General features: G+C 59.8%; 18 protein-coding genes and 1 pseudogene. 3 read left to right on the top strand and 16 right to left on the bottom strand.

Annotated features, from left to right (window positions below; all coding sequences use genetic code 11):
* Positions 1-58: 58 nt before the first annotated feature.
* Positions 59-916, top strand: coding sequence for a helix-turn-helix domain-containing protein (locus BKD70_RS20015; protein WP_047274732.1), 858 nt, complete (start codon positions 59-61; stop codon positions 914-916).
* A gap of 71 nt (positions 917-987) precedes the next feature.
* The gene (locus BKD70_RS20010; RefSeq protein WP_047274733.1) at positions 988-1,725 is read left to right on the top strand and encodes a hypothetical protein; all 738 of its coding nucleotides are present in this window, start codon (positions 988-990) and stop codon (positions 1,723-1,725) included.
* On the opposite strand, the gene BKD70_RS20005 is transcribed toward BKD70_RS20010, so the two are convergent.
* The 16 genes from BKD70_RS20005 to tssA all read right to left on the bottom strand — a co-directional run bounded on the left by BKD70_RS20005 (position 1,707) and on the right by tssA (position 22,208).
* The gene (locus tag BKD70_RS20005) at positions 1,707-2,723 is read right to left on the bottom strand and encodes a serine/threonine-protein kinase (protein WP_047274734.1); all 1,017 of its coding nucleotides are present in this window, start codon (positions 2,721-2,723) and stop codon (positions 1,707-1,709) included. The genes BKD70_RS20010 and BKD70_RS20005 overlap by 19 nt on opposite strands.
* Entirely contained in the window at positions 2,720-3,448 is a 729-nt protein-coding gene (locus BKD70_RS20000) for a PP2C family serine/threonine-protein phosphatase (protein ID WP_047274735.1), read from the bottom strand. The genes BKD70_RS20005 and BKD70_RS20000 overlap by 4 nt, the downstream gene beginning before the upstream one ends.
* Positions 3,448-6,981 carry a type VI secretion system membrane subunit TssM gene (gene tssM / locus BKD70_RS19995; protein WP_047274736.1) on the bottom strand — a complete coding sequence of 1,178 codons (3,534 nt, stop codon included), beginning with the start codon at positions 6,979-6,981 and terminating at the stop codon, positions 3,448-3,450. The genes BKD70_RS20000 and tssM overlap by 1 nt, the downstream gene beginning before the upstream one ends.
* A gap of 13 nt (positions 6,982-6,994) precedes the next feature.
* Positions 6,995-7,870, bottom strand: a complete 876-nt coding sequence (gene icmH, locus BKD70_RS19990; protein ID WP_047274737.1) for a type IVB secretion system protein IcmH/DotU — start codon at positions 7,868-7,870, stop codon at positions 6,995-6,997.
* A 5-nt stretch (positions 7,871-7,875) separates the two neighbouring features.
* A complete protein-coding gene (tssK, locus tag BKD70_RS19985) occupies positions 7,876-9,207 on the bottom strand; it encodes a type VI secretion system baseplate subunit TssK (RefSeq protein ID WP_047274738.1) in 1,332 nt (443 codons plus the stop codon).
* A gap of 2 nt (positions 9,208-9,209) precedes the next feature.
* Entirely contained in the window at positions 9,210-9,710 is a 501-nt protein-coding gene (tssJ, locus tag BKD70_RS19980) for a type VI secretion system lipoprotein TssJ (protein ID WP_047274739.1), read from the bottom strand.
* A 5-nt stretch (positions 9,711-9,715) separates the two neighbouring features.
* Positions 9,716-10,912: a type VI secretion system-associated FHA domain protein TagH gene (tagH, locus tag BKD70_RS19975; protein ID WP_047274740.1), complete on the bottom strand. Its 1,197-nt coding sequence runs from the start codon at positions 10,910-10,912 to the stop codon at positions 9,716-9,718.
* A gap of 17 nt (positions 10,913-10,929) precedes the next feature.
* On the bottom strand, positions 10,930-11,070 hold the full coding sequence (locus BKD70_RS19970) for a hypothetical protein (RefSeq protein WP_047274741.1): 141 nt from the start codon (positions 11,068-11,070) through the stop codon (positions 10,930-10,932).
* 92 nt (positions 11,071-11,162) lie between these two features.
* On the bottom strand, positions 11,163-12,677 hold the full coding sequence (locus BKD70_RS19965) for a sigma-54-dependent Fis family transcriptional regulator (protein WP_047274742.1): 1,515 nt from the start codon (positions 12,675-12,677) through the stop codon (positions 11,163-11,165).
* A 10-nt stretch (positions 12,678-12,687) separates the two neighbouring features.
* Positions 12,688-15,300: a type VI secretion system ATPase TssH gene (tssH, locus tag BKD70_RS19960; RefSeq protein WP_047274743.1), complete on the bottom strand. Its 2,613-nt coding sequence runs from the start codon at positions 15,298-15,300 to the stop codon at positions 12,688-12,690.
* Between the two features lie 13 nt (positions 15,301-15,313).
* Positions 15,314-16,321, bottom strand: coding sequence for a type VI secretion system baseplate subunit TssG (gene tssG, locus BKD70_RS19955; protein ID WP_047274744.1), 1,008 nt, complete (start codon positions 16,319-16,321; stop codon positions 15,314-15,316).
* Positions 16,285-18,072: a type VI secretion system baseplate subunit TssF gene (tssF, locus tag BKD70_RS19950; RefSeq protein WP_047274745.1), complete on the bottom strand. Its 1,788-nt coding sequence runs from the start codon at positions 18,070-18,072 to the stop codon at positions 16,285-16,287. The genes tssG and tssF overlap by 37 nt, the downstream gene beginning before the upstream one ends.
* A gap of 119 nt (positions 18,073-18,191) precedes the next feature.
* Entirely contained in the window at positions 18,192-18,599 is a 408-nt protein-coding gene (tssE, locus tag BKD70_RS19945) for a type VI secretion system baseplate subunit TssE (RefSeq protein ID WP_047274746.1), read from the bottom strand.
* A gap of 12 nt (positions 18,600-18,611) precedes the next feature.
* Positions 18,612-20,087 carry a type VI secretion system contractile sheath large subunit gene (tssC, locus tag BKD70_RS19940; RefSeq protein WP_047274747.1) on the bottom strand — a complete coding sequence of 492 codons (1,476 nt, stop codon included), beginning with the start codon at positions 20,085-20,087 and terminating at the stop codon, positions 18,612-18,614.
* Between the two features lie 28 nt (positions 20,088-20,115).
* On the bottom strand, positions 20,116-20,619 hold the full coding sequence (tssB, locus tag BKD70_RS19935; RefSeq protein ID WP_047274748.1) for a type VI secretion system contractile sheath small subunit: 504 nt from the start codon (positions 20,617-20,619) through the stop codon (positions 20,116-20,118).
* A gap of 32 nt (positions 20,620-20,651) precedes the next feature.
* Entirely contained in the window at positions 20,652-22,208 is a 1,557-nt protein-coding gene (gene tssA, locus BKD70_RS19930; protein ID WP_047274749.1) for a type VI secretion system protein TssA, read from the bottom strand.
* A gap of 975 nt (positions 22,209-23,183) precedes the next feature.
* On the opposite strand from tssA, the pseudogene BKD70_RS24460 reads away from it, so the two are divergent.
* A pseudogene (locus tag BKD70_RS24460) lies at positions 23,184-23,267 on the top strand (type VI secretion system tube protein Hcp); the annotation flags it as partial.

Raw genomic sequence — 23,267 nt, 5'->3', positions numbered from 1 at the left:
TCGAGCAATGACCTCTGAGGTCATGGACGCCCCCCGTTTGCCCTGCCAGAGTGCCTGCATGAGCCAGCATCCGTTTCCTCGATCAACCTGCGAACAGGCAGGTACCCAACTGCGCCAGCTGCGCAAACAGGCGCGCCTGAGTCAAATGGAACTGGCCCTGATCACCGGGATGTCTCAACGTCATCTGAGTTGCATTGAAACGGGACGCGCCCGACCCGGCCCCGCCACGTTGCACCATCTACTGATGGCCTTGCAGGTGCCTCTGGAACGCTGCAACGCTTTATTTTTAGCGGCCGGTTATGCGCCGCGCTATGAAGCGACGCCCCTGGCATCCCCTTCGATGACGGCCATTCGGGAAGCAATCAGCCATGTGCTGCAGGCCAACAACCCAGCGCCGGCAATCGTATTGGGCAGCCAATGGGACGTACTGGCCGCCAATACCAGTACCTACGTGTTGTTTGGCCTGGCGGGACTGGACCCTGGCGCGGCGCAGGGGTTGAACCTGCTCAGCACGCTCTTGCAACCCGGCGGCCTGGGTGATTGCCTGGCTAACGCCGAAGAGATCCGGCACGTGGCCTGGCAAAGGGCCGCGCGCGAAGCGTTGGAGAATCCGGCGCTGGCGCGCTTACTCGCGCAATGGCCTGCACCGCCCGCTGCTCAGCCGTTGAACAGTGAACCGCCGCCCTTGATGATGACGCGGGTGAACTCACACCGGGGGCTGCTGAATTTCATGTCCACGTTTACAACCTTTGGCATGCCCCTGGATATCACGGTGACTTCACTGCGGATCGAACACCTGATACCGGCCGATGCCCATACCTGGAGCGTCATGTCCGAAGCCTATGCCGAGGCTGGCAGCACCTTCAGCCCCATCCCGGTTTTTTGGGATCAACCCCTGGATGCCCATCCTGTTTGAGTGGGAACCGTTGGCCAGCCACCCGCACATTCAGGGGCAAACCATGGTCTGGACCGATAAGGAGACTCAGCATGCACAAGCAGTGGTTGCAAATTGAGCAGGCCTACATTCAAAGCAATCGGATTTTCAACTATGCCCAACTGCGGTTGCAGGGTCGTTGGCGTGCGGTGTGGCCGACCCTGGTCGTCGCCGGTTTGCTCATTGCCTTGTCCGGCACGCTGTTTGTGTGGGCAAACCCGCTGTGGCCCATTGCCTGCGTCACAGGGGTCGCACTCTGCATGATGGTGTTTTTCAGGACGCTGGACCGGCTGTTGGGGCGGCTCTACCCGCAGGAGTACGAACAGTACGGCATTGCCCGGCAACGGATGTCTGAGCGCTGCGATTACCTGGCGTATGCGCTGTTTTTTCAACGGGTCATCGCGATGGGCCATAGCCCGCGTACCCTGCAAGCGATCAGCGACTATTCGCAAACCCTTGGCCCGCCACCCAAACCGTTTTTGATCAATCAGCACTTTACGACGGTGATCATGGTGTCGATTCTGGTCAGCCTGCTCAGCGCCTACCTGCAAAAAACACCGGGCTGGTCGACTCAAGCGCTGGAATACATCGCCACCGCGCTGGGTTTGACCTTCGTGCTCTCGTTGGGGCTCGACGGTTTTCGCGTCACACAAACCCGTGACAGCCGCATTCGCCGCTACCTGCAGCGTGCATGCATTGAGCTGGAACACGCTGCACACATGCCTTCAGCAACCGACCCGGCAACCGCCCCGGACGACGTGGCTGACGACACTCAACCTCGGCACACCTGAACATGCCCCAGCCAGTGCCGCGCCCCGGCCCAGCGGGAATGCCACGCCTGGCGCAACTGGTGCGCCGTGATGCTGCGCGCCTGCGGGTCGAGGCTGAGCGCAGCCCGCAAGGCAGGCCAGCAATGCCAGGGCAGATGACGAGGTGCACGCAACCTTAAGTGCAAGCCTTGCGCCTGCGCCAGATTTGACGGCACACGCTGAAACGGGTGCTTGCCTTCGGCCAGCTCATACAGCACGCAAGCCACGGCGAACAGATCGGCGCGCGAGGTCAACGGCTGCCCGTCCAGCAACTCAGGCGCCGCATAACCCGGCGTCCAGGCATTGAAACGGCTGCGGCTCAACTGCGGCAAACCGTCGAGCACGCCCTCCTCGCTCTGTCCGAGGCCAAAATCGAACAGGCGGACTCCCTCGTCACAGAGCATCACATTGCTGGGCTTGATGTCGCCGTGCAGGACCCCACGACCATGGGCGCAGACCAACGCGTCCAGCAGTGGCAAGGCGATCTCCCGCAATTGGTTCCACGGCAACCCACCGGGGCGCTCGCACAGCAATTTGTCCAGCGTCAGCCCGCGCATCAGCTCCATGCTGATAAAGGCCAACTGACTGTCCTGATCGACCTCGAAGGTGTACAGCCGAAGCACGTTGTCATGGCGCACATGTCGCGTCAGTGCAAATTCGCTGTACAGCAACGCGCTGGCATCCGGGGCCGCGGCTACGTCTTCACCTAGCACCTTGATGGCCAGATACGGCGACGGTTCGCCGTACTGTTCATGCAGCAGATCCCGCGCCCGGTACACCGTCCCCATGCCGCCAGCGCCCAGCAAGCCTTCGAGTTGATAGCGACCGGCAAGCACCTGCGGCAGTTGCCCGACACTGGCCTGCGTGGGGGCCGGTGCGGGTTGGCGCACCGCATTCTTGGCAAAGGCGAAGTACGTCAGGTTAGGGGCCTGCTCGGCCATTTCCAGCAGATCATCGGTTGAGGCATCGGGCTCGATCATTGGCGAATCACCACGGCGGTCAGGTTGTCCCGCGCCTCGCCGCGCAGCGCCCCGGCAAACAAACGCTCCAGCGCCAACTGCGGCGCGGGCAGATTCAGCGCGTGGCCAAGGGCATCGGTGCTCAAACTTTGATACAAACCGTCGCTGCACAACAAAAAGGCATCATCCGGACAGGTTTCCAGCTCCAGGACATCCAGCGTCAACTGCTCACTGGCGCCCACTGCACGGGTCAGTGCATGGGCTGAGGGATGCGCCTTGGCCTGCTCGGCACTCATTTGCTGCTCGTCAATCAATTGCTGCTGCAGGGAATGGTCCCTCGACAGCTGGTACAAGCGTTGGCCTCGCCATAAGTAGCACCGACTGTCCCCCGCCCAGACACACGCGGCGCGGTTGCCCTCCATCAACACCGCCACCACCGTGCTGCCCATGATGCTGTCGGAACGCCCGGCGGTCACGGTCAGTTCCTGGCCCAGTCGACGGTTGAGCCAGTGCAGGCACTGACGAACGTTTTTCAGACGTGCGTCGAAATCCACCTCCACCGGCAAATCCGCCAGGCTGGCAACGATCAACTGGCTGGCGATATCGCCGCCCTGATGCCCGCCCATGCCATCGGCCACTACCCATAAGCCGTGTTGCGGACACTCCAGAAACGCATCCTCGTTGCGCGCCCGTACCTTGCCGGGGTCAGTGCGCGCAGCGCTGTGCCAGAGCCCGGTCGGGCGCATCAGAGCTGCACCGGCATACGGAAGGTGCGGATAACCCCCATGTCGAACGGGTTCGGCGCACGCGCAGTGGTCAACAGGTAGTTGGCCCGCAACCCGCCGAGATCAGCTTTGAGCACCAACACGTCACGCCCGCTCAGTGACTCGGTTTGCATCAAGTCAAACAGGCGGAACAGCGACCACGCTCCGGTATTTTTTTCGATGCCCACCGGGCGCCCGACCATTTTGTCCAGCACCAGGCTGGTCCTGCCGGCGGCTGTATCGGTGGGCCATGTGAAGGCCACCGGCACAATCGGGCCGTGGCGGTATTCAATCACCTTGTCGCCAAAGGTAAACGCCGAGCGGCTGACGGCGGCGTCCAGCGTGTAAGGCTCCAGCTTGAACTGCACACGCGGCTCGGCCGGGTTCTCAGCGAAGAAACTCTGGCGAATCACCTGTGCCGAGCCCATTTGGTCCAGATAGGCCTTCGAAATCGGCACGCTGTGACCATCCACACTGCGCAGCCGGTAATTGCCCGGATCGCCACTGACGAAGGCGCGCAGGTAGTTGTCGAAAAACTTGTCGGCAATCCCCTGGGCCTTGAAGAAATCACGGAAATCGCTCAGGGCCACATCGCTGGTGCTGTGGGCATAGAACGGGTAGCGCTTGCTGATGGCTTTGCCGTAATAGCTGTACAACTCGCTTTGATAACGCTGGTTCAGGTAGTCATAGGTATCGTCGAGCAACAACCGCCAGGTGTCTTCAGCCAGCACGTTCAACCATGCACCCACCGGGCGCGGCAAGCGTGTCGAGGCCGTGCGCAAGCTGCTCAACGCATCGCGCTGGCCACCCATGCGCACTTTGGTCATCTCGTAGGCGGCTTGTTGCGGCGCACTGGCCCGGGCCAGGCTGGTCAGTTGCAACTGCACGTCATTGAGCGCCTGAAGGGCTGGGGTCAAATCAGCCGCAGGGCCGTTATTGTCATCAAGCAAGCGGTGCAACGGTTCAAAGCGGCGCTGCAGTGACTTTTTGGCGGTGTCGGGCAGTTTGGCCGCCACCGCCTGCGACGCTTTACCGGCCACCGGCTGGAGCGCCTTGCCTGCCTTGCCGGTTTTTTGCGCCAGCGCTTCTGTGGCTTCGCCCGCCGCCTCCAGACCGTCGGCGATGGCCTGGAAGCGGGTGTTATCGCGCACTTCGACCAACAGTTGCAGCATGGGCGAATTGGCTGAGGTCAAACCGGCCAGTAGTTCAGCCCCTTGCGCAGCATCATTGATGGGCTGCAAGGCCACCCGACCGACCGCTTCTCCCCAATAGTTGGCGTAGTCGCGGAAATACAGCTGCTCCAGCTCCACCATCAGACGACGCAAGTCCATCCCGCTCATACCGGGGCCTTCGCCCAGCACCCAATTGTCTTCCAGGATATCGGTCACCAGCGTGGTGCTTTGCACCGAGAAATACTGCTGATAGCCGCTTTGGGTGTAGAAACCCGGGATCACATACTCCGTGCCGAGAAACAGATTGCCTTGCGGCCCCAGGTGTTGGCTCAGGCGGTACTCGGGCAAGCTGCGCGCCTGCTCGCGCAACATCCGATACACCACGTTGGCCAGCGATTCGCTGCGCAGCACCTGACGCGCCTGCGCCACCAACTGATCGTCGAGCGTGTACGCGAACGGCTGCTTGAGCAAACGTTCAAAGTGCGTGTTCAGGCCGTTCTGCACCTCGGCATTGCCTGCATAACGCACCGACCAGTCGGCGGCCACCCACTCTTTCAGCCAAGCGGTGTCCCGACGCTCTTTCATGTTCAGCATCAGGTAAGCGCGCAGGCTATTGAGCAGGCGTTCACGGTTTTTCAGATTGCTCCGGATCTGCCCTTCAAGCAGTGTGGCCACGTGCGGCAACAGCTGCTTTTCAAGCTGCTGATCATACGCCGTGGTGACCACCGGGTTAGTGGCTTCGCCCTGATACAGGCCGCCGCGCTCCAGGTACGACGCCTCGCCGGGTGTCGGGAATACCTGGGTGGCCGCGTATAACGTGTCCAGCGGCTTGAGCACCGCCCGCGCATCCAGGTTGGCCGTCAGGGCCGTGCGTTGCTGCACCCACTCCTGAGCCAGGGCACGCACCCGCTCAAGACGCTCAGAATTGGCCGAAAAACCGCCTGCCCAGAGCACGCCAAACAACGCCAGTGCCGCCAGCGCACCCACATACAATGCCCGCTGGCCCCAATGAATGCGTCGCCGCTCGCGCTTGTCGAGCCCCGCCAGATCCGCTTCCGGGAAAATCACCCGGCTGAACAGGTGGTGAATAAAGGAGGCGCGCCCGCGTTGCATACCGGGCAACCCATCAACGCCCAGGTTGTCCAGATGTTCGTCATGATCGGCAGTGGCGGCCGAGGTCTGAACCGGGGACGCGTGCGGGGCACTGGTCAGGTAGAACCCGCGCAGTTGGCTGACGCGGTGATAACGGTTGCCGTTGAAGGCGATGTCCACAAACGCGCACAGGTTAGTGCCGATTTGCCCCAGTTGGTGCGGGAAGTCGAGGATTCGCGCCCGACGCTGAGGGTCACGCTCCTGATGCATGCGCATGATGACCTGGCTGTTCAGGCGACGCAGGAGTTCTTCGAACTCGGCGCGCAGGACCGTTGCGTCGGTCCCGCTCTGGTCTTTACGCAGCGTGGTGCCAAGCACCTGATCGCTTTCTTCACGGCTCAACTGGTCGAAAAAGGCGTCGAAACCGAGCAATTGATCGGCCTTGCTCAGCACCAGATACACCGGCACATTCGCGTGCAACTGTTGATGGATGTCCTGCAACCGGGCACGCACCAGGCGTGCCAGTGCTTCCACCGTCTCAGCGGTGCCCTCCATCAGGTCCTGCACCTCAATAGTGACCAACACACCGTTCAGGGGGCGGTTGCGACGACGTTGCCGCAGCAGGCCGAGCAAGGTCTTCCAGCCGCCGCCATCCACTTCGGCATCCGGCTGGGCCATGTAGCGCCCGGCGGTGTCGATCAGGACGCCGTGATCGGCAAAGTACCAGTCGCACAGTGGGGTGCCCTGGGTGTCACGGGTCAGTTTGCGCTCCAGCGTGTTGATCGGAAATTCCAGCCCCGAGTACGCCAGCAAACTGGTTTTACCGCTGCCCTGGGGGCCGATCAGCAAGTACCACGGTAAATCATTGCGCCAACGTTCGCTGCGCCCGCGATAGACGCTGGAGGTTTTGAGCGTGTTGAGGGCGTCCTTGAAGCGCTCTCTGAGCGCCTTGCGCTCTTGCTCGGCCTTCTCGGTCTGACGCAGCCGTTCCTGACCGTCGGTACTGTCCTCTAAGGCCTGCTTGCGCACCCCGGCCCGCCAGTTGGCATAGACCATGAACAGGCCCCACATCAGGATCAGCCCGCTGATGGTCAGCAAACGCGAAATCGGGCTTTCCCAGAACTTGTAATCGTTGACGGCCAACAGCGGCCCGACAAACCACACCAACAGCGCGGCGAACAGCAGCAGGAGCAGGGTCCAGACCCAGGTCTTGCACAAGAATGCGCCGATATTTTTGACAAAATTTTTCATCACACGTCCTTGTTTACGGCTGCGGCTTGGGCTGAACCGGGGCCGGATCAAGCTGCTGGTAAGGTTGCAGAACTGTCTGGCGTTGCTCGCCCAACACCCAGGCAAACCCGGAATACATCACCCCCAGGCACACCAGGGTAAACAGCACCACCATCCAGGCGGGCACGATGCGCACCAGGTGACGGCGCTGTTGGCTCAAGCCCTGCCACTGCGGCGACAGTTCGCGAGGCACGTCGCCGCGCAATTGGCGGATCTGGCGATACAGCGCATCACGGATGCCTTCGAGTTCCAGCATGCCGCGCGGTTGCACCCGGTATTTCCCTTCAAAACCCAGCGCCAGGCAGAGGTACAACAACTCCAGCATCGGCAAGTGCCTGACCGGGTTTTTGGACAGCTGCTCAAGCAAGCTGAAGACTTTTTCGCCGCCAAAGGTTTCGCTGTGAAAGCTGCTCAACAGGCTGATCTTCGACCATTCGCTTTCGCTGCCCCACACGGTGGTGACCACCGCTTCGTCAACCACCGTGCACAGCACGTAACGGGCCGTCATGACCTCGCTGCTTTCTGCGCCGTTGTGCGCGGCGCGCACTTCAAACTCCCGCACGGCATTGGTCAGGCGCCTGTTCAATGGCGTCAGGTCCTCACGGGTTTTGGCGTGTTTGAGCCGCACCACTTCACTCAATACTTCAGAGGCCGCTGCCACCAGCGAATTGAGGCTGATGCTGAAGGTCTGCGCCGGGCGCATGCGCGCGGCGTAAATCATGCGCTGTTCCAGTTGCTCAAAACGCGGCGGCGAAGAAAAGTCAGTCAGCGGCCCCGCAACCGGGCCTTTGCCCTTGCGGTCAAGCAGGACGGTTTTCTCGTCCTGGCTGTGTTCCATGTCCTTGATCATGTCGGTCAGTTCCTGATGGCCCAGAATTTCAGTTCAAGCTCGGAGAACTCCCCGGAAACGTGGAATGCAAAGCCTCCGGAACGCTCCAGCTGTGCCACGTCATCAGGACTGAGTTCGAGGATGAAATAGGTTTTGTTGGCGTGAAAGGCAATCTGGCGAGGCGCCACCGGTAACGGTTTGACCTTGATGCCGGGCAAGTGCAGGTTCACCAATTGGCGGATCTGCTCCACGGGGCCTACTTTCAAGTGCGCCGGTAAGCGATGGCGCAACTCTTCGTTGTCGCAATGGGCGCTGGCCGCCAGTACAAACGAGGCCGAGGTCAGCAATTTGTGGTCGTGCAGCGGCGACACCAGGATGCCGTACTGGCGCGCTTGCAGGATCAGCTCGATGGCGTGTTGTTCAAGCACCATCGACAACACCTGGCGGATCGCGTCCATCAGCCTGCGAAAGCTCCCGCCCTGGTCACTGTGCTGATAACCGGTTTCCATCCGCGGACGTTTGGTGTCACTGGAGAAGGTCGCCAACTCGCCCAGCATGGTCAGCAGCGTGCGGTACAACTCTTCCGGGTGTACCTGTTTAAGCCCCAAGTAGTGGCGCAACAGCAGCTCGGTGCGGTTAATCAATTGCAACATCATGAAATCACCCACCTCCGCCCCGCCCACCTTGCCATTGGAGCGAATGCGCTCAGCGATGGTGTCGCCGCGGTGACCGAGCATGCTGATGATTTCTTTGAGGCACGACAGCAGGTAACTGGAGGAATGAGCCTGAATAAACGTGGGCACAAAGTCCTGATTGAGGCTGATAACGCCGTCCGGGGTGGTGTCGAGCACATCGCAGAGCTTCAGTTTGACGTACGCCTGATCGCTCTGCTGTTCGCCCAGCAGCAGGCGGAAGTCCGGGCGTGCACAACTGACCTGGCTGGCCGAGTCATCCCCCGCGTTGGAGTCAGTGACTTCGGCTTCGTACGCGGTGTAGCGCGCCAGGACGTCGGACTGCTCCGGGCGTCGCGCTTCGATGTGGTTCCCCGTGACCAGCGGCAACGCCAGATAAACCGGGGTATTGCCGGTGTTGGGCGGCACGTCGAGGGCCAGTGGATCGGTGTTGCCCCCCAGCTCGAACAGGCTGCCGTCGGGAAGGATTCCTGACGCCTGGCTGACGACCACTTTACCCATGCTGAGGAACTGCAAATCGATTTCCAGGCTCAGAAAGCCCCAGATGTAACTGCCCAGCAACTGGGTGCGGGTTTTCATCTGGTGATCGTAATAGCGGTCGTTGTGTTGAAAGTGCTGCGGGCGCAGCAGCATGCCTTCCTGCCAAATGACTTTGTGTGCATTCATGATCAGTCATCCGCCTTGGCGAGCATTTTTTGGGCATTGAGGATGCCGGTCTTGTCCAGAATCAGAGAAACGTCCGTCATCTCCTGCGGCGTGACCTGCACCGTGTAGCGCCACTGCGTATCGGGCAAGTCGCGATAAGCGGCCAGCACGCCGATGAAGCGGCTGCCCTCCTCCACACTGAGCTTGAGCTCCAGGGTTTCACCGGGACGCAGCTCCAATTGCTCGCTGGTCACCATGTCCGGGCTCAGCGCCTCTTTGGGGTGTTCATACAGGCTGAAAAAGTCTGCGTTTTCGAACGCCACCGGGTGCTTGAGCTCGAACAGGCTCACCACCACCGGCGACGGGCGGCCATTGAGGTCCGGGTTCAACTGGTCGCTGGCTTGCAGCGTGAGGTTGACCTTGGTCAGGGTCGAATACGGCGACAGGGTCGAGCACCCTGCCATCAGTTCCCACGCGGCAACGACACACAGCGTTTTCAATACACGGGTCGGGCTGCAAGACATACGCTTCATCCTTGGTAGTCGTGGTGTAGGGAGCCGATCAGGCGCACCTGTTCTTCGTAGGCTTGGGCGAAATCGCGGGCCAGCAGGCGTTCGCTCCAGTCATCGTCTTGCTGCAAGGCCTGGTGATAACGGGTGAAGGCTCTCCAGCGGCTGCCCGAAGTGGCCAGTAACGGTTTGTTGTCCCGCTCGAAACGCAGGGTCATGCGCTCTGGCGAAAAGTGTTCCAGGGTGCCCCGCAGTGCCGCCCGGCTGGCGGTCAGCAACGCCACCTGATGGGCTTGCACATCACGAAAGGCACGGGCAACCGCCTGTTCGGCCGTGAGCTGCCCCGGGCGCCCCGGCTGAAGCAGGATCGAAAGGGCTTCACCCGGGTCGATGGCCACTTTCAACGGGTTTTTTTGCGTGGTTTGCACCGTGGTTTGCGCCAGACGCAATTCGTTTTTCAACTCGCTGCGGGTGCGCAGACTCTGCTGCAACCCGCTGACGCTTTGTTTGAGCAAGCGCGCGGCATTCAGTGCGAGGGCTTCGCGGGCCTCGTGGTCCATGCCCATAAGATCAACCCCCAGGGCTGCTCCGAAATGCGCCCAAAAGCCATCACTTTGTTCCTCAACAGCAGGCGCGGGGGCAACCGGTTCAACGGGTTCAGGGGCTTTGACCAAGTGCGGCACGATCAGCCGTTCCTGATCGATTTGGGCGTAATCAGCCCGTTGACGGGGTGGCGCCTCGGCCGTTTTCGGGTTGAGCAGTTCGTTGATCCTGGCCTCATCCGGGTCGAGCTGAGTCAGGGCATTGAGCGGATCAAGATCAAAGAAGGCATCGTCCGGAATCACACTGCCCGCGGGCTGTGGCAGCCCGAATTCAATGTCCGGACCTGCCGGGTCACGGATCAACCGCGCACGAATCTCAAAGTCGCCCAGCACATAGCCCGAGCCGCTTTCAATGCGCAGGGGTTCGCCCCTGGGCAGGCGTGCGCCGGTCTCACGGTCCTGCATGCCGTTAGTGCTGGTGTCGGTGAGGTAAAACACACCGTCGCGGTACGTGATCAATGCATGGTGATTGGACAGATGCCGCTTTTCATCCGGGATCACCCAGTCACAGTCCGCTGCCCGGCCGATCACGCCTCCCGCGCGGGTGAATGTTTTCTGGCACAACTGCGCAGGCACGAACTGCTTGGTGTTCAGCATTTCGAAAACCAGTTCCATGATCTTGCTCCTTGCGGTCACTTGCCGCGATTGACCGCCTGCGGATCACCCAAGGGGCGATAGACGTTGTCGTTGAATTTGTAATTGCTGTTGCAACCGCTCACGCCGCATACAACGACGAGGGCCAACAGCACGGCTTGCCAGTGACGAACAGGCATCAGGGGTGTCTCCAGACGTAAACAACATTCAATGGCCTGCGCAGGCACAGTGGCCATTCATAAACACGCATCACGGGTGGTAACGGCACACGCTAACCATCACGCTCACCCACCTGAACATTCAGGCGCTCCATGCGGTACAGCAACGTGCGGCGTGGCAATCCCAGTTCCCGTGCGGCCAGCGTTTGGTTGCCATCGTTTTTGCGCAGGCAGTCGAGCACCCAACTGCGCTCCACTTGCTCCAGACGCTCACGCAGGCTCAAGCTGCTGCCTTCCAGGGCCAGGTCGGCACGTCGGGCAAAATGTTCGGGCATCAGCTCACGGCCTTCGCACAGCAGCACCGCGCGTTCGACCAGCCCTTTGAGTTCGCGCACGTTGCCCGGGAAGGGATAAGCCGCCAGATGGTCCAGCGCTGCCTGCGACCAGTGCAGGACGTCGCGGCGCAGGAAGGCGCAGGCCTTTTTGGCGAAATGCCGGGCCAGCACCAGGATGTCGCCCTCACGCAGCCGCAGGGGCGGCAACTCAATCGGGAATTGCGCCAGCCGGTAATACAAGTCCTCGCGGAACTTGCCTTCACTGACCAGCACCGCGAGGTCACGGTGGGTGGCTGCAATGATCCTCACGTCAATGGTGTGGGTGTCGTTGCTGCCCAGCGGGCGGATCTCGCCTTCCTGCAACACCCGCAGCAACTTGGCTTGCAACGAAAGCGGCATGTCACCGATTTCATCGAGCAACAACGTGCCACCATTGGCGGCATCGAACAGGCCGCGACGGTCGCAGTCTGCCCCGGTGAAGGCGCCTTTGCGAAAGCCAAACAATTCACTTTCGAGCAGGTTTTCCGGGAAGGCCGCACAGTTCTGCACAATAAACGGCTTCGAGCGGCGTGGGCCGTAATCGTGAATGGCCCGCGCCACCACTTCTTTTCCGCTGCCGGTTTCACCCAACAGCAAGACCGTGTACGGGCTGTGCAGCACTTTGCTGATCAACGAGTAGGTCTCACGCATGACCGGGCTTTCACCGATCAGCCCGTAACCGCTGACCCTTGGCTCACTCACCAAGGGCGCGGGCACGTCACCCGACGAGAGCCGCAAGGCGTGCTGCACATGCAATTGCCCGAGTACGAACGAACCGAGCTGGGCCAACGATTCGGCAAAAACGTTCAGGTCTTGCTGGCGTTGACTGGCGCACAGCAATACTCCTTCCACAGCCTGTTTCTGATTGAGCAGCGGCACGCACAGCAGCGCGTTCCACACCACCCCGGTAGGCAGAAAACTCAGCTCATGCAACCGGGTATTCAGGTCGCTGAGGCACACCACACGGTTTTGGCATAACGCAAACTGCAACAACTGTTCGCCGTTGTAGTCGGCCGGAACACTCTGCTCCTCCCGGGTGTGCGCATGCCCGTTCAGGTATTGCGCGCTCAGGCCCAAACGGGTGTGGGTGGCGTCCAGTACGTAGAGTTGCACCAGCTCGCAGCCACTGAGCCCGGCCACACCCTGCACAAAACCGCCGACCAATGCCTCGTGGTCCGGGGCCTGGGCCAGGTGCATGAAGTGGGTGAGCAAGGTCTGCGCATACACCAATGGCTGATCGACATGGGTAAACATCACGCCCACCTCAAGCGAACTCACAGATGACACCGGCATGGGCGTCAAGCGTGGCGTGCACCCGCTGCAGACTCTCCCCCTGCGCCATGGCGTCCAGCAAACGGTCGGCCACCAGCGGCAACACATGTTGCTCCAGCAAGTGGTCGATCAGGCGCGCGCCACTGTCACTCTGGGTGCAGCGCTCGGCCAACTCGTCTACCAAGGCCTGGCAGAAGCTGAACGCCAACTGACGACGCGCCAGGCGCTCGCCCAATCGGCCCAGCTTGATTTCAATCAGCTCGCGCAAAACCGGGCCGCCGACCGGGTAGTAAGGCACGACGCGCATACGGGCCAGCAGTGCCGGTTTGAAGTGTTGGCTGAGTACCGGGCGGATGGTCGCTTCCAGCACCTCGGCCGTTGGACGTGCGCCGTGTTCGCAGAGTTGCGAAATGCGCTCGCTGCCCAAGTTGGACGTCATCAGGATCAGGGTGTTGCGAAAATCGATTTCGCGCCCTTCCCCGTCATTGGCCACGCCTTTGTCGAAGATTTGATAGAACAGGTTCAGCACGTCCGGGTCAGCTTTTTCGACTTCATCGAGCAGCACCACCGAGTACGGCTTTTGCCGCACGGCTTCGGTGAGCATGCCGCCCTCGCCATACCCGACATAGCCGGGCGGTGCGCCGATCAGTCGCGAAACGGTGTGCTTCTCCTGGAATTCGGACATGTTGATGGTGGTCATAAAGCGCTCGCCGCCATACAGCAGATCGGCCAGTGCCAGAGCGGTTTCGGTCTTGCCGACACCACTGGGCCCCACCAGCAAAAACACGCCCACCGGTGCGTCCGGTTTGTTCAGGCCCGCAGCAGTGGCACGCATGGAGCGGTCGAGGGCATGCACGGCCTGCTCCTGACCACGAATACGGGTGCGTAAGTCGGTGGCAAAGCGTGCGACCTTGGCATTGTGCTCCCGCGCCAATTGCGCCAGAGGAACGCCCGTCCAGGCACTGATGACCTCTGCCACCAGCCGCGGGCACACCTCAAAACTGACCAGACGCTCAGTCGCTTGGGCCTGGGTCAATGCGCGGTGGGTTTCACCCAGGGCCGCTTCGAGCGTTTCGATGCCCGCTTGCGGGTCTTCGTCCATGGCAGTGTCCGGCACAGCCGCCGCCATCGTCCGCGCCGTGGCCAACTGCTTGCGTTGTTCGAGCACCGTTTCGGCCAGGGCCTTTTGTTCAGTCCATGATGTTTCAAGCGCTTCGCGTTCGCGCTCGGCGGCGGTCAAACGAGTTTCCAGCAACGTCAAGGCGTCAAGATCGATCATCAGGCCGGCTTCGGCATCGCGACGCAGGGCCCGGCGTTGCCGCTCGCCTTGCGCCAGCTCGCCGCGCAGTTGTTCCAGACGCTGCGGGGCCGCCGCCAGGCTGATGCGCACCCGCGCACACGCGGTGTCCAACACATCCACGGCTTTGTCCGGAAGCTGACGCCCGGCCAGGTAACGGGCCGACAGTTCGGCCGCTGCCACGACCGCGTCATCACGCAGGTAGATGCCGTGGCTTTTTTCATAAACGTGCGCCAGGCCACGCAGAATGGTCACGGCTTCACTGACCGTGGGCTCGTGTAACTGAACAGGCTGGAAACGCCGGGCCAGCGCCGGGTCTTTTTCAAAGTACTTCTTGTATTCGGACCAAGTGGTGGCCGCGATGGTACGCAGCTCTCCGCGAGCCAATGCAGGCTTGAGCAAGTTGGCGGCATCCGAACTGCCCGCCGTGCCCCCGGCGCCGATCAGGGTGTGGGCCTCGTCAATGAACAGGATGATCGGCCGGGGCGATGCTTTGACCTCATCAATCACCCCTTTGAGGCGGCGCTCGAACTCACCCTTGACGCTGGCCCCGGCTTGCAACAACCCCATGTCCAGAACCATCAACTCGACGCCTTTGAGCGCCTGCGGCACTTCTCCGGCGGCGATGCGCGACGCCAGCCCCTCCACAATCGCGGTTTTGCCCACGCCTGCTTCGCCCACCACGATCGGGTTGTTTTTACGGCGACGGGCCAGAATGTCGATCATCTGGCGAATCGCGTCATCGCGGCACAACACGGGATCCAGCTGGCCGTCGCGGGCCTGCTGGGTCAAGTTGTGAGTGAAGCGCGCCAGCAGCGACTCGCCCTGCACCGTGGGCTTGGCGGCGTCAGCCGGCGGGGTATGCGACAGCGCAAACCCTTTGAGGCGTTCGATGTTCAACTGGCTGAGCAAAGGTAAATAATGGCTGCCGGCGTAACGCATCGGATTGCGTAGCAGCGCAAGAATCAATGCCGCCTGCTCAACCTGGCTTTGACCCAACTCAAGGTTGGCCACCAACAGCGCGTCTTGTAGCCATTGCACCAGTTCCGGGGCAAACACCGGATTGCGCGAAGCGTTGTGCTCAGCCCGCGGTTGCAGTGCCGCGCTCAGCTCGCCGGGCTCCACGTCGGCGTCTTGCAGCGCGCGGGTCAGTAAGCCTTGCGGGCGTTCGAGCAGGCCCAGCAGCAAGTCTTCTACCAGCACTTTATGACCGCCACGGGCCACGCAGCGCTCAGCCGAGCCTTCGAGGTCGCGCCGGGTCTCGGCGTCCAACGCCTGAATCAGTTGTTGCAGGTCTACATTGATCATGAGTCATCAGTCCTTAATGAATTTTGCTGCCCAGCGTCACCACACCATCAGCCCGCTCGCGTCCCAGCCAACTGGTCCAGCCCAATCGGCAGGCGTTCTGTTCGCCAATGCGTAGTTCGCGGATTTCTTCCTGACGCAACACCAGCCGGATGTCGTAGTCCAGCGGGTCGCGCAAGGTAAAACGCACCAGTGCACACAGCGGCTGATAGCCAAAACCGATCGGCAAAAACTCGTGAAAGCGTTCCCAGTTCAGTTGACGGATATAAATGCGGAACTTGCCGCTGCGGTCCCGCACCCGCTCCCCCAGCACCAGGTCTTCCCCCAGCAGGCTGTTGGCCCGGCCGAGGCGATTTCGCTGTTCCTCAAGAATCTCGACCCGCCGTTCAATGCACTGCTCGATGGTCAGCTCGGCGTGCTTGAAGTAGTAACGCAACACCGCTTCAATCAGGGCCGCCGAGTGCGCCCGTAAGCTGAGCAACCCCAGATACGGCAACAAGCGCTTCCAGTTCAGCTCTTTGGCCTGACGAATGTCTTCGCCTCCCAGACCGATCAACGCAAACAGTTGCGCTGAAAACGGGTCCAGCGCACCGCTCTGGAAACTCGCGCGATAACGGTACTTTTTCCAGATGGGCAACATCAGCCGTTGCAGGCGGTGGTGGAACACATCCAGAAAGTGACGCGTCGGATTGCCGTCTTCACCGTCACCCAGCGCCTGCTCGCCATAGAACGCCGGCAAGGGCGAACTGGCCCCGACCAACCCGATCAGGTTGAAGCGCAAACGTGCCCGCAGTTGCCCGTGCTCATTAAAAAACTCCACGCGGTCCACATCGCTGCCCGGGAAGCCCAGGCTCGGGTTGGCCTGAAACTCCACGTGGTCGTAAAGGTCGTCTTCACTCAGCAGCGGGTGCGCGTCACGCAACCGCTCTATCACCAGCAATACCGCCTGAAACAGCGAGTACTCGCGTATCACCTGGCTCAGCCCATTCAAAGAAGTGGCTGTAGGCCCATACGTGGTGTCCATTGGTACACCTCTCCCTGTGTGCTCTTTACGCGCAACTCGTGGTACGAGTTAAGGCTGGCGTAAAGGGCGAAAAACTCATTGAGCACCGACGCAAACACGAACAGGTCGCCTTCACCGATATACCCTTGGGTGTCGACGGTCAGTTCGGTGCGTAGCCCGCGCACGGGCAGGCCGCGGTGCAAGCGGTCAACGTGTTCGTGGCGGATCGACTTGAGCCCGCCCAGCAGCCGCTGGCTGACTTTCTCTGCGTGTTGGTCGTAGTAGCGCGGCAGGTCGTAGGTTTCGAGGATGACCTTCAAGGCATTCACATCGGCCAGCGACAGGTAGTTCAGCGACATGTTGCTGATCAGCTTCCACAGAAAGTCACGGTTGATCGGCGGCGCATAACTGGAGGTCGCCGGGGTAATGTTGCGAAAGGTCAGGAACTCCGGGGTTTTTTCACAGGAGCGACAGATGTCCCCGAGTTTGAGCCTGCGCGGCAGGTTCTGATTGGTGCAGGTCAGCTCGATCGACAGGGTTTCGTGGGCCTCGATGTCACGCAGGCTGAAGCTCAGGTAGGTGTCGAGGCCCTCGTGCAACAGCGAGGAGCGCTGACGAAGACTGTAATGAGAACGGGCCGTGGGCACGTCAAAGCTGGGGTCGTGCTCGAACGACTCGAACGGCACGTAGTCCTGATAACCCAGGCCTCCGGGCTTCCAGCCGATGACGCTTTCGACTGAAAACACGCCGCAGTGCGCCTGCTCATACCTGGCGGGCAGCAGCAGGTACTCGTCCTGCTTGCCGTCAAGGCGGATCGGTGACGCGTCGTGCTTGAACAGGTTCACAATCGGTGTGCAATGGAGCTTCACGTTTTCCAGCGTCGGGCGTAACCGCTGAATGCCACTCTTGCGGATCTCAAAGCGCAGCTCCAGACCGCGCATTTGCTTGAGAGTGTCTTGCGGCAGGGATTTGAGGATGTCCAGGCCGTTGACATCGACAAACAGAAATTTGTCCTGAAACGCGAAATATTCCTGCAAATAGCGATAACCGCGAAACGTATTAAGCGGGTACGGAATCAGGGCTTCCTCTTCGGCAAAACCTACCGGTTTCACCCGGTCGCCGGGCATCTTGAATGCCATCGTGCGCCCGCCCGCCCCTTCCAGCGGATTGCCCGAGGCGTCCAGCGGGACCAGCTCGATGCTTTCCAGATTGCGCAGCACGCTCAGGTACAACATCTGGCTGATGTAACGCTCGCCGGCAAAGTGCAAACGCAAACGGCTCAGTTCCAGCTCCCCCAGATGCCCGTCGGCGCTCATTTCCAGACGCAGGCTAAGCAGCGATCCGTCGCCCTTGACCGAATAATTCAAAGCCTTCAGATCGAGTGCCATTACGTCGGTCGGGTAGCAGGTGCGAAAACGGCACTGCACCTCATCAATCGGCTCGCTTTCGACCGGCGTATCGCGCTTCACCTTGAGGCCGGGGCCCGGCACGGTGAGCGGGTCAAACTGCAAAATACTGAAGGCTGGCAACGGGCGCATGTAATTGGGCCACAGCAGCTGCATCAACGAGTGGCTCAGTTCGGGCAACTCGTCATCCAGCTTTTGGCGCAAACGGCCGGTCAGAAAGGCAAACCCCTCCAGCAACCGCTCCACATCTGGATCACGCCCGGCTTGCCCCAGAAAAGGTGCCAATGCCGGGCTGCGCTCGGCGAATCGTCGACCTAACTGGCGAAGTGCGGTGAGCTCGCTTTGGTAGTAGTGGTTAAAGGACACGAAATACCTTCCTGGCATTAAAACTCATGAAAAATCTGCCTTGCCCGCCGCGTCAGAGTGCCCTGTACGGCGAGAAAGGAACTGCTTGCTTGCGGTCGCTAGACCCGCGTGATGTAGCGTCAGGTCACCTTGACTTGGCCGCTGCCGTCCAGGCAGGCGGAAAAAGCCACGTGCCGCTTGATGCCTTCAACTTCCAGCAGCCCTTCGATACTGAAGGTCAGGCGCAGTTGATCGTGATCACGGGGCAAGGAAACGACACACACACGGTTCAAGCGCGGCTCGTAGGCTTCAATGAAACCTTCGATCGCCTCGCGGGCCTGACTCAACGCGTCATGCAGGCTCAAGCGCATGTCATTGAGATCGGGCAACCCGTAATCGGACAACGTTTGCACGCTGCCCGCCCGGGTGCTGAGCATCTTGCCGAGATGGGCAGCCACTGACGCCATGGCCGAAACTTCCCGGCTCCAGCCGATGCGTTTATCCGCATCGCCGTTCAGGCGTTCGAAAAGGCTGCCGTATCCCGTCATGCGTCGCTCCGCTTACTCTTTGTCCAGCTTGCCCACCAGGGACAACGTGAAATCGGCGCCCATGTACTTGAAGTGCGGGCGCACATTGAGGCTGACGCGGTACCAGCCCGGCTCCCCTTCAACGTCACTGACGATGATTTGCGCCGCACGCAGCGGACGACGACCCCGGACTTCCGCGCTCGGGTTCTCCTGATCGGCCACGTACTGGCGGATCCACTTGTTCAGTTCCAGCTCAAGGTCGGTACGCTCTTTCCACGATCCGAGTTGCTCGCGCTGCAGCACTTTCAAGTAGTGGGCCAGACGGTTGACGATCATCATGTACGGCAGCTGGGTGCCCAGCTTGTAGTTCAGTTCGGCGGCTTTGCCTTCGGCACTGATGCCAAAGAATTTGGGCTTCTGCACCGAACTGGCCGAGAAGAAGGCAGCGTTATCACTGCCTTTACGCATGGTCAGGGAAATGAAACCTTCCTCGGCCAATTCGTACTCACGACGGTCGGACACCAGCACTTCGGTCGGAATCTTGGTCTCGATCTCGCCCATGCTTTCGAAATGGTGCAACGGCAAGTCTTCGACTGCGCCACCGCTTTGCGGGCCGATGATGTTCGGGCACCAGCGGAATTTGGCGAAGCTGTCCGTCAGTTTGGTACCGAAGGCGTAGGCCGTGTTGCCCCACAGGTAGTGCTCGTGGCTGTTGGCAACGGTTTCTTTGTAGACGAACGATTTGACCGGGTTTTCTTCCGGGTCATACGGGTTGCGCAGCAAGAAGCGCGGCACTGTCAGGCCGACGTAACGCGAGTCTTCCGATTGGCGGAAGCTCTGCCACTTGGCGAACTGCGGGCCTTCAAAGTGATCTTTCAGGTCTTTGAGGTCCGGCAAGCCAGTGAAGCTTTCCAGGCCAAAGAATTTAGGACCGGCCGCCGCAATGAACGGCGCATGGGACATGCACGCCACACTGGACACGTACTGCATCAGCTTCACGTCGGGCGAGCTGGGCGACAGGTAATAGTTGGCGATGATCGCGCCCACCGGCTGCCCACCGAACTGGCCGTATTCAGCGGTGTAGATGTGCTTATAGAGGCCGGCCTGCATGACTTCCGGCGAATCCTCGAAATCGTCCAGCAAGTCTTCCTTGGACACATTGAGGATTTCGATCTTGATGTTTTCACGGAAGTCCGTGCGATCGACCAGCAATTGCAGGCCACGCCACGACGACTCCAGCGACTGGAAATCAGGGTGGTGCAGGATTTCGTCCATCTGGCGGCTGAGCTTGGCATCGATCTGCGCGATCATGCGGTCAACCATGGCCTTCTTGACCGGCTCGCCATTGTTCTGCGGCTTGAGCAACTCCTCAATAAAGGCCGACACGCCTCGCTTGGCAATGTCATAGGCCTCATCGTCCGGCGTCAGACGGGTCTGCGCGATGATGGTGTCGAGAATGCTGTATTCGCCGTTTTCCGTACTGCTTTGCTGCGCTGCATGGGTGCTCATTGCGTTGTCTTCCTTGGCTGATGGGGGCTCAAGCGTCCTGGGCGGCGGCGTTCAAGCCCAGCTCACCCAATACGCGACCACGGGATTCATCGTCGGCCAATACGCCTTCAATGGCTTTGCGAAAGGCTGGCGCATTCCCCAGCGGTCCTTTAAGGGCCATCAGTGCGTCGCGCAGCTCCATCAGTTTTTTCAACTCGGGCACTTGCTCAACAAGGCTGGCCGGGTTGAAGTCTTTCATCGAGTTAACGCGCAGTTCGACGGCCAACTCTTCAGTGTCGCTTTGTTCCTGAAGACGGTTGGGAACGCTCAAGGTCAGGCTCAGCTCTTGTTTGGCCAGCACTTCATCGAACGTCATTTTGTCGATGCTGATCGGCTTGCGATCTTCGACTTTGCGTTCGTCCTTGCGGTGGGTGTAATCACCGATCGAAAGCAGCTTCAACGGCAGTTCGATTTCCTCCTGCGCGCCACCGGTGGCGGGTTTGAAGGTGACGTTGATGCGTTCCTTGGGGGCTACCGAGCCTTCTTTGGCCATGGTTTTTTTCCTTGCTTGTGTGACCCTGGGGCCTATTCGAGTACCACTTCAAGATCGAGGTGGCACAACCTGCGATATATCTCATCCCTGCGTTCGCGTACGGCATGGTTCTGCGGCAATAACTCGCAGCAGCTATGCAATAAATGCAGCACTTGCAGCGCAAGATCGGGTTCCCAGGCATTCAGGCCTGAGTCCTGTAAGGTTTGGTCCAGGGTTTCAAGCTGGGTCTTGGCCAGCTCGTACTTCTTGGCCATGAAACACAGTCGCGCGAGGGCGAACTGCCAAAAAAATCGCACGCGCCCGCCCTGAGCATTTTGCAAACCTTGCTTGAGGATCTGCACGGCGGGTTTGAGGCCGTCCTTGCGCAGGATCGGCAGCACCTCGTCAAGGGCAAGCTCCCAGGCAGGCTGAGTAGCGGCCACTTCAACCTTGCGCGGCGCACTGGCGCTTTGCAGGTGCGGCATGACGCTGGCACTGATCCATGCGCGCGTCGCGGGGTCAGCAAACGGTGCGCCGTCATGGAAGCGCAATTCAATGATGCCCGGCAGTCGCTGAACCAGCAGGCTGAAGTGAATCTCCACTTCGCGCATGGCGAGGTCGGCGTTCAGGGCCTGCAAGCATTCCCACACAATCCGGTGACCATCGAACCAGAACGGGGCCTTGCCCAGGCTTGCTTCTACCTCGACCAGCAAATCGGCGTACTGCCCCTGGGCGAAACGATCTTCATAGGCCTTGAGCTTGTCGGCAGGCAGCCCGCGCAGCGCGGTAATGTGCTCCGCGTTGCGCTCAGGCACGGCATCGATAGCCATCCACATCAACGTGCGATTGAGGCGCAACGCCCGCACATCCGTGGCTTTGTGTTTGAGCCACCAGCCGCACAGCGCACGCGCACTGTCCTGCTGGCCACGCAGGGCTTTTTGCGCATCCTTTTCGTTATCGATGGGAGTGCCAGGCGTGAACAGCTGGTTGGCGGCCTGCTTGACCTGAGCGACCACAGCCCCGACGACGCCAGGTTCGGGCTCATTATTGGCAGCGCGCTGGACCATGTTGGCCAGTCGCCGGTGAATGGGCAGCAGCAACGGTGCGGCATCATCCAGGTGCCGGGTCAGCACCGCGTCCAGCGCTTGCAACTGTTTGACCAGACTGCGAAAGAGCGGCAGTTGCTCCTTGATCGGCACGTCGTCTTTTAACGCACCTTCAAGGCGTGGCACCAACCATCCAATGGCAGCCGCGCGAGTGCGCGCCTTGGCAGGGTGGAATTGTTCCCAGTGGTGCTCACACAGGTACACGAGCAGGCCCAATCCTGCGTGCAAGCCGGCAAACGACTCACGCAGGTGCAACGCCCACGTCAGCCACGCAGCAACACGCAAATCCTTGGAAGAATGTCGAAGAATGTGCTCGCTGTTTTCCTGAACTTTCAGCCAGTCGATCGGGCCGCTGGCGTGCAGTGATTGAGCCTTTTCCAGCTCCGCTTCCAGCGCTTCAAACTCACTGGAGTAGCGAACTTCATCACCGGCAAAACTGTCACTGGAAATGGGCTGCCGGACCAAGTCGGCATAGCGGACCATTAGCGTGCTTGAATACGTCATCTATACCTCCTTGATGATTGAACGCCACAGCGTTCGTGCCTCCTGGCACATCCCTTAAGCAACTTTCGACCCATACTCTGAACACGGGCCCAAACTGGCTTTATATCAAGCGTCATCAACACCTTTATGGCACTTTGACATTTGATGCGGGCCGAGAGGATACACAAAAAATTAACGAGTCGTTACCAAAAAACCGCCACCGACTCATCACAAAGGATTATGCCTTTCATATTTTCAAAACAACTGACCGACACTTTTGCATATCAGAACCGGTTACGCCGACTTGCTTGACAAGACTTAAAATCAAGCCTACGGACGCTGAAGAAATAGTGCCTGATTTTTGCTTTATCACTTATAAATCAATAGGTTGAGCTCTTAGTATGAAAACCGAAATTCATTAATCAATGTGGCAAAATTTGTCCGACAATCTTCGTTGCACTCAAACGGGATAGCTATCGGAAAATTCTGATAATTCGAAAATAATTCAAGCCCTCCTCAAACTCACACCCTGCCGTCATTAACACACTGTGTATTAATGAGAGAAAAATGGCAGGCGACATACAACCAAATCCCCTCCGCAGTCGTCTTTTTTTTGTTCTACGATTACCCCCGGACAAGGACTCATCTCACTTCAACTTACACCCTGAAATCCTCCTCAACACTCCCCTGGCAAAAAACACCAACTGCGCAAGAAGTTGCGCACTCAAATGTGGATAACTGTGTGGATACATGCCCAGAGCGTATATAAACCGTGAGCTGTAGACGAGTGCGCAAGAAGTTGCACAGTACTGCGCAACTTCTTGCGCACTTTTGAGAGGCTTTTGTTTAAAAAATAACCAGCAAAATTCCTTACTTCACGTAACTCCTTGTTTTTAAATGACTTGATAAAATCTGGCACGAACTTTGATTACCCAGTTCAGCACTTGAGCGGCATTTGGGCCTTTCAAGTCTCATTTTTCAGCAAGGAGAGCCTCAATGGCGACGCCAGCTTACATGTCCATCACCGGCACCAAACAGGGTCTGATTACAGCCGGTGCATTCACCGCGGATTCGGTGGGC

The sequence above is a fragment of the Pseudomonas sp. BS-2016 genome, from assembly GCF_001806145.1.
GTDB lineage: Bacteria > Pseudomonadota > Gammaproteobacteria > Pseudomonadales > Pseudomonadaceae > Aquipseudomonas > Aquipseudomonas lundensis.
The sequence above is the reverse complement of the archived record's forward strand: the minus strand, read 5'-3'. Positions and strand labels throughout refer to the sequence as shown.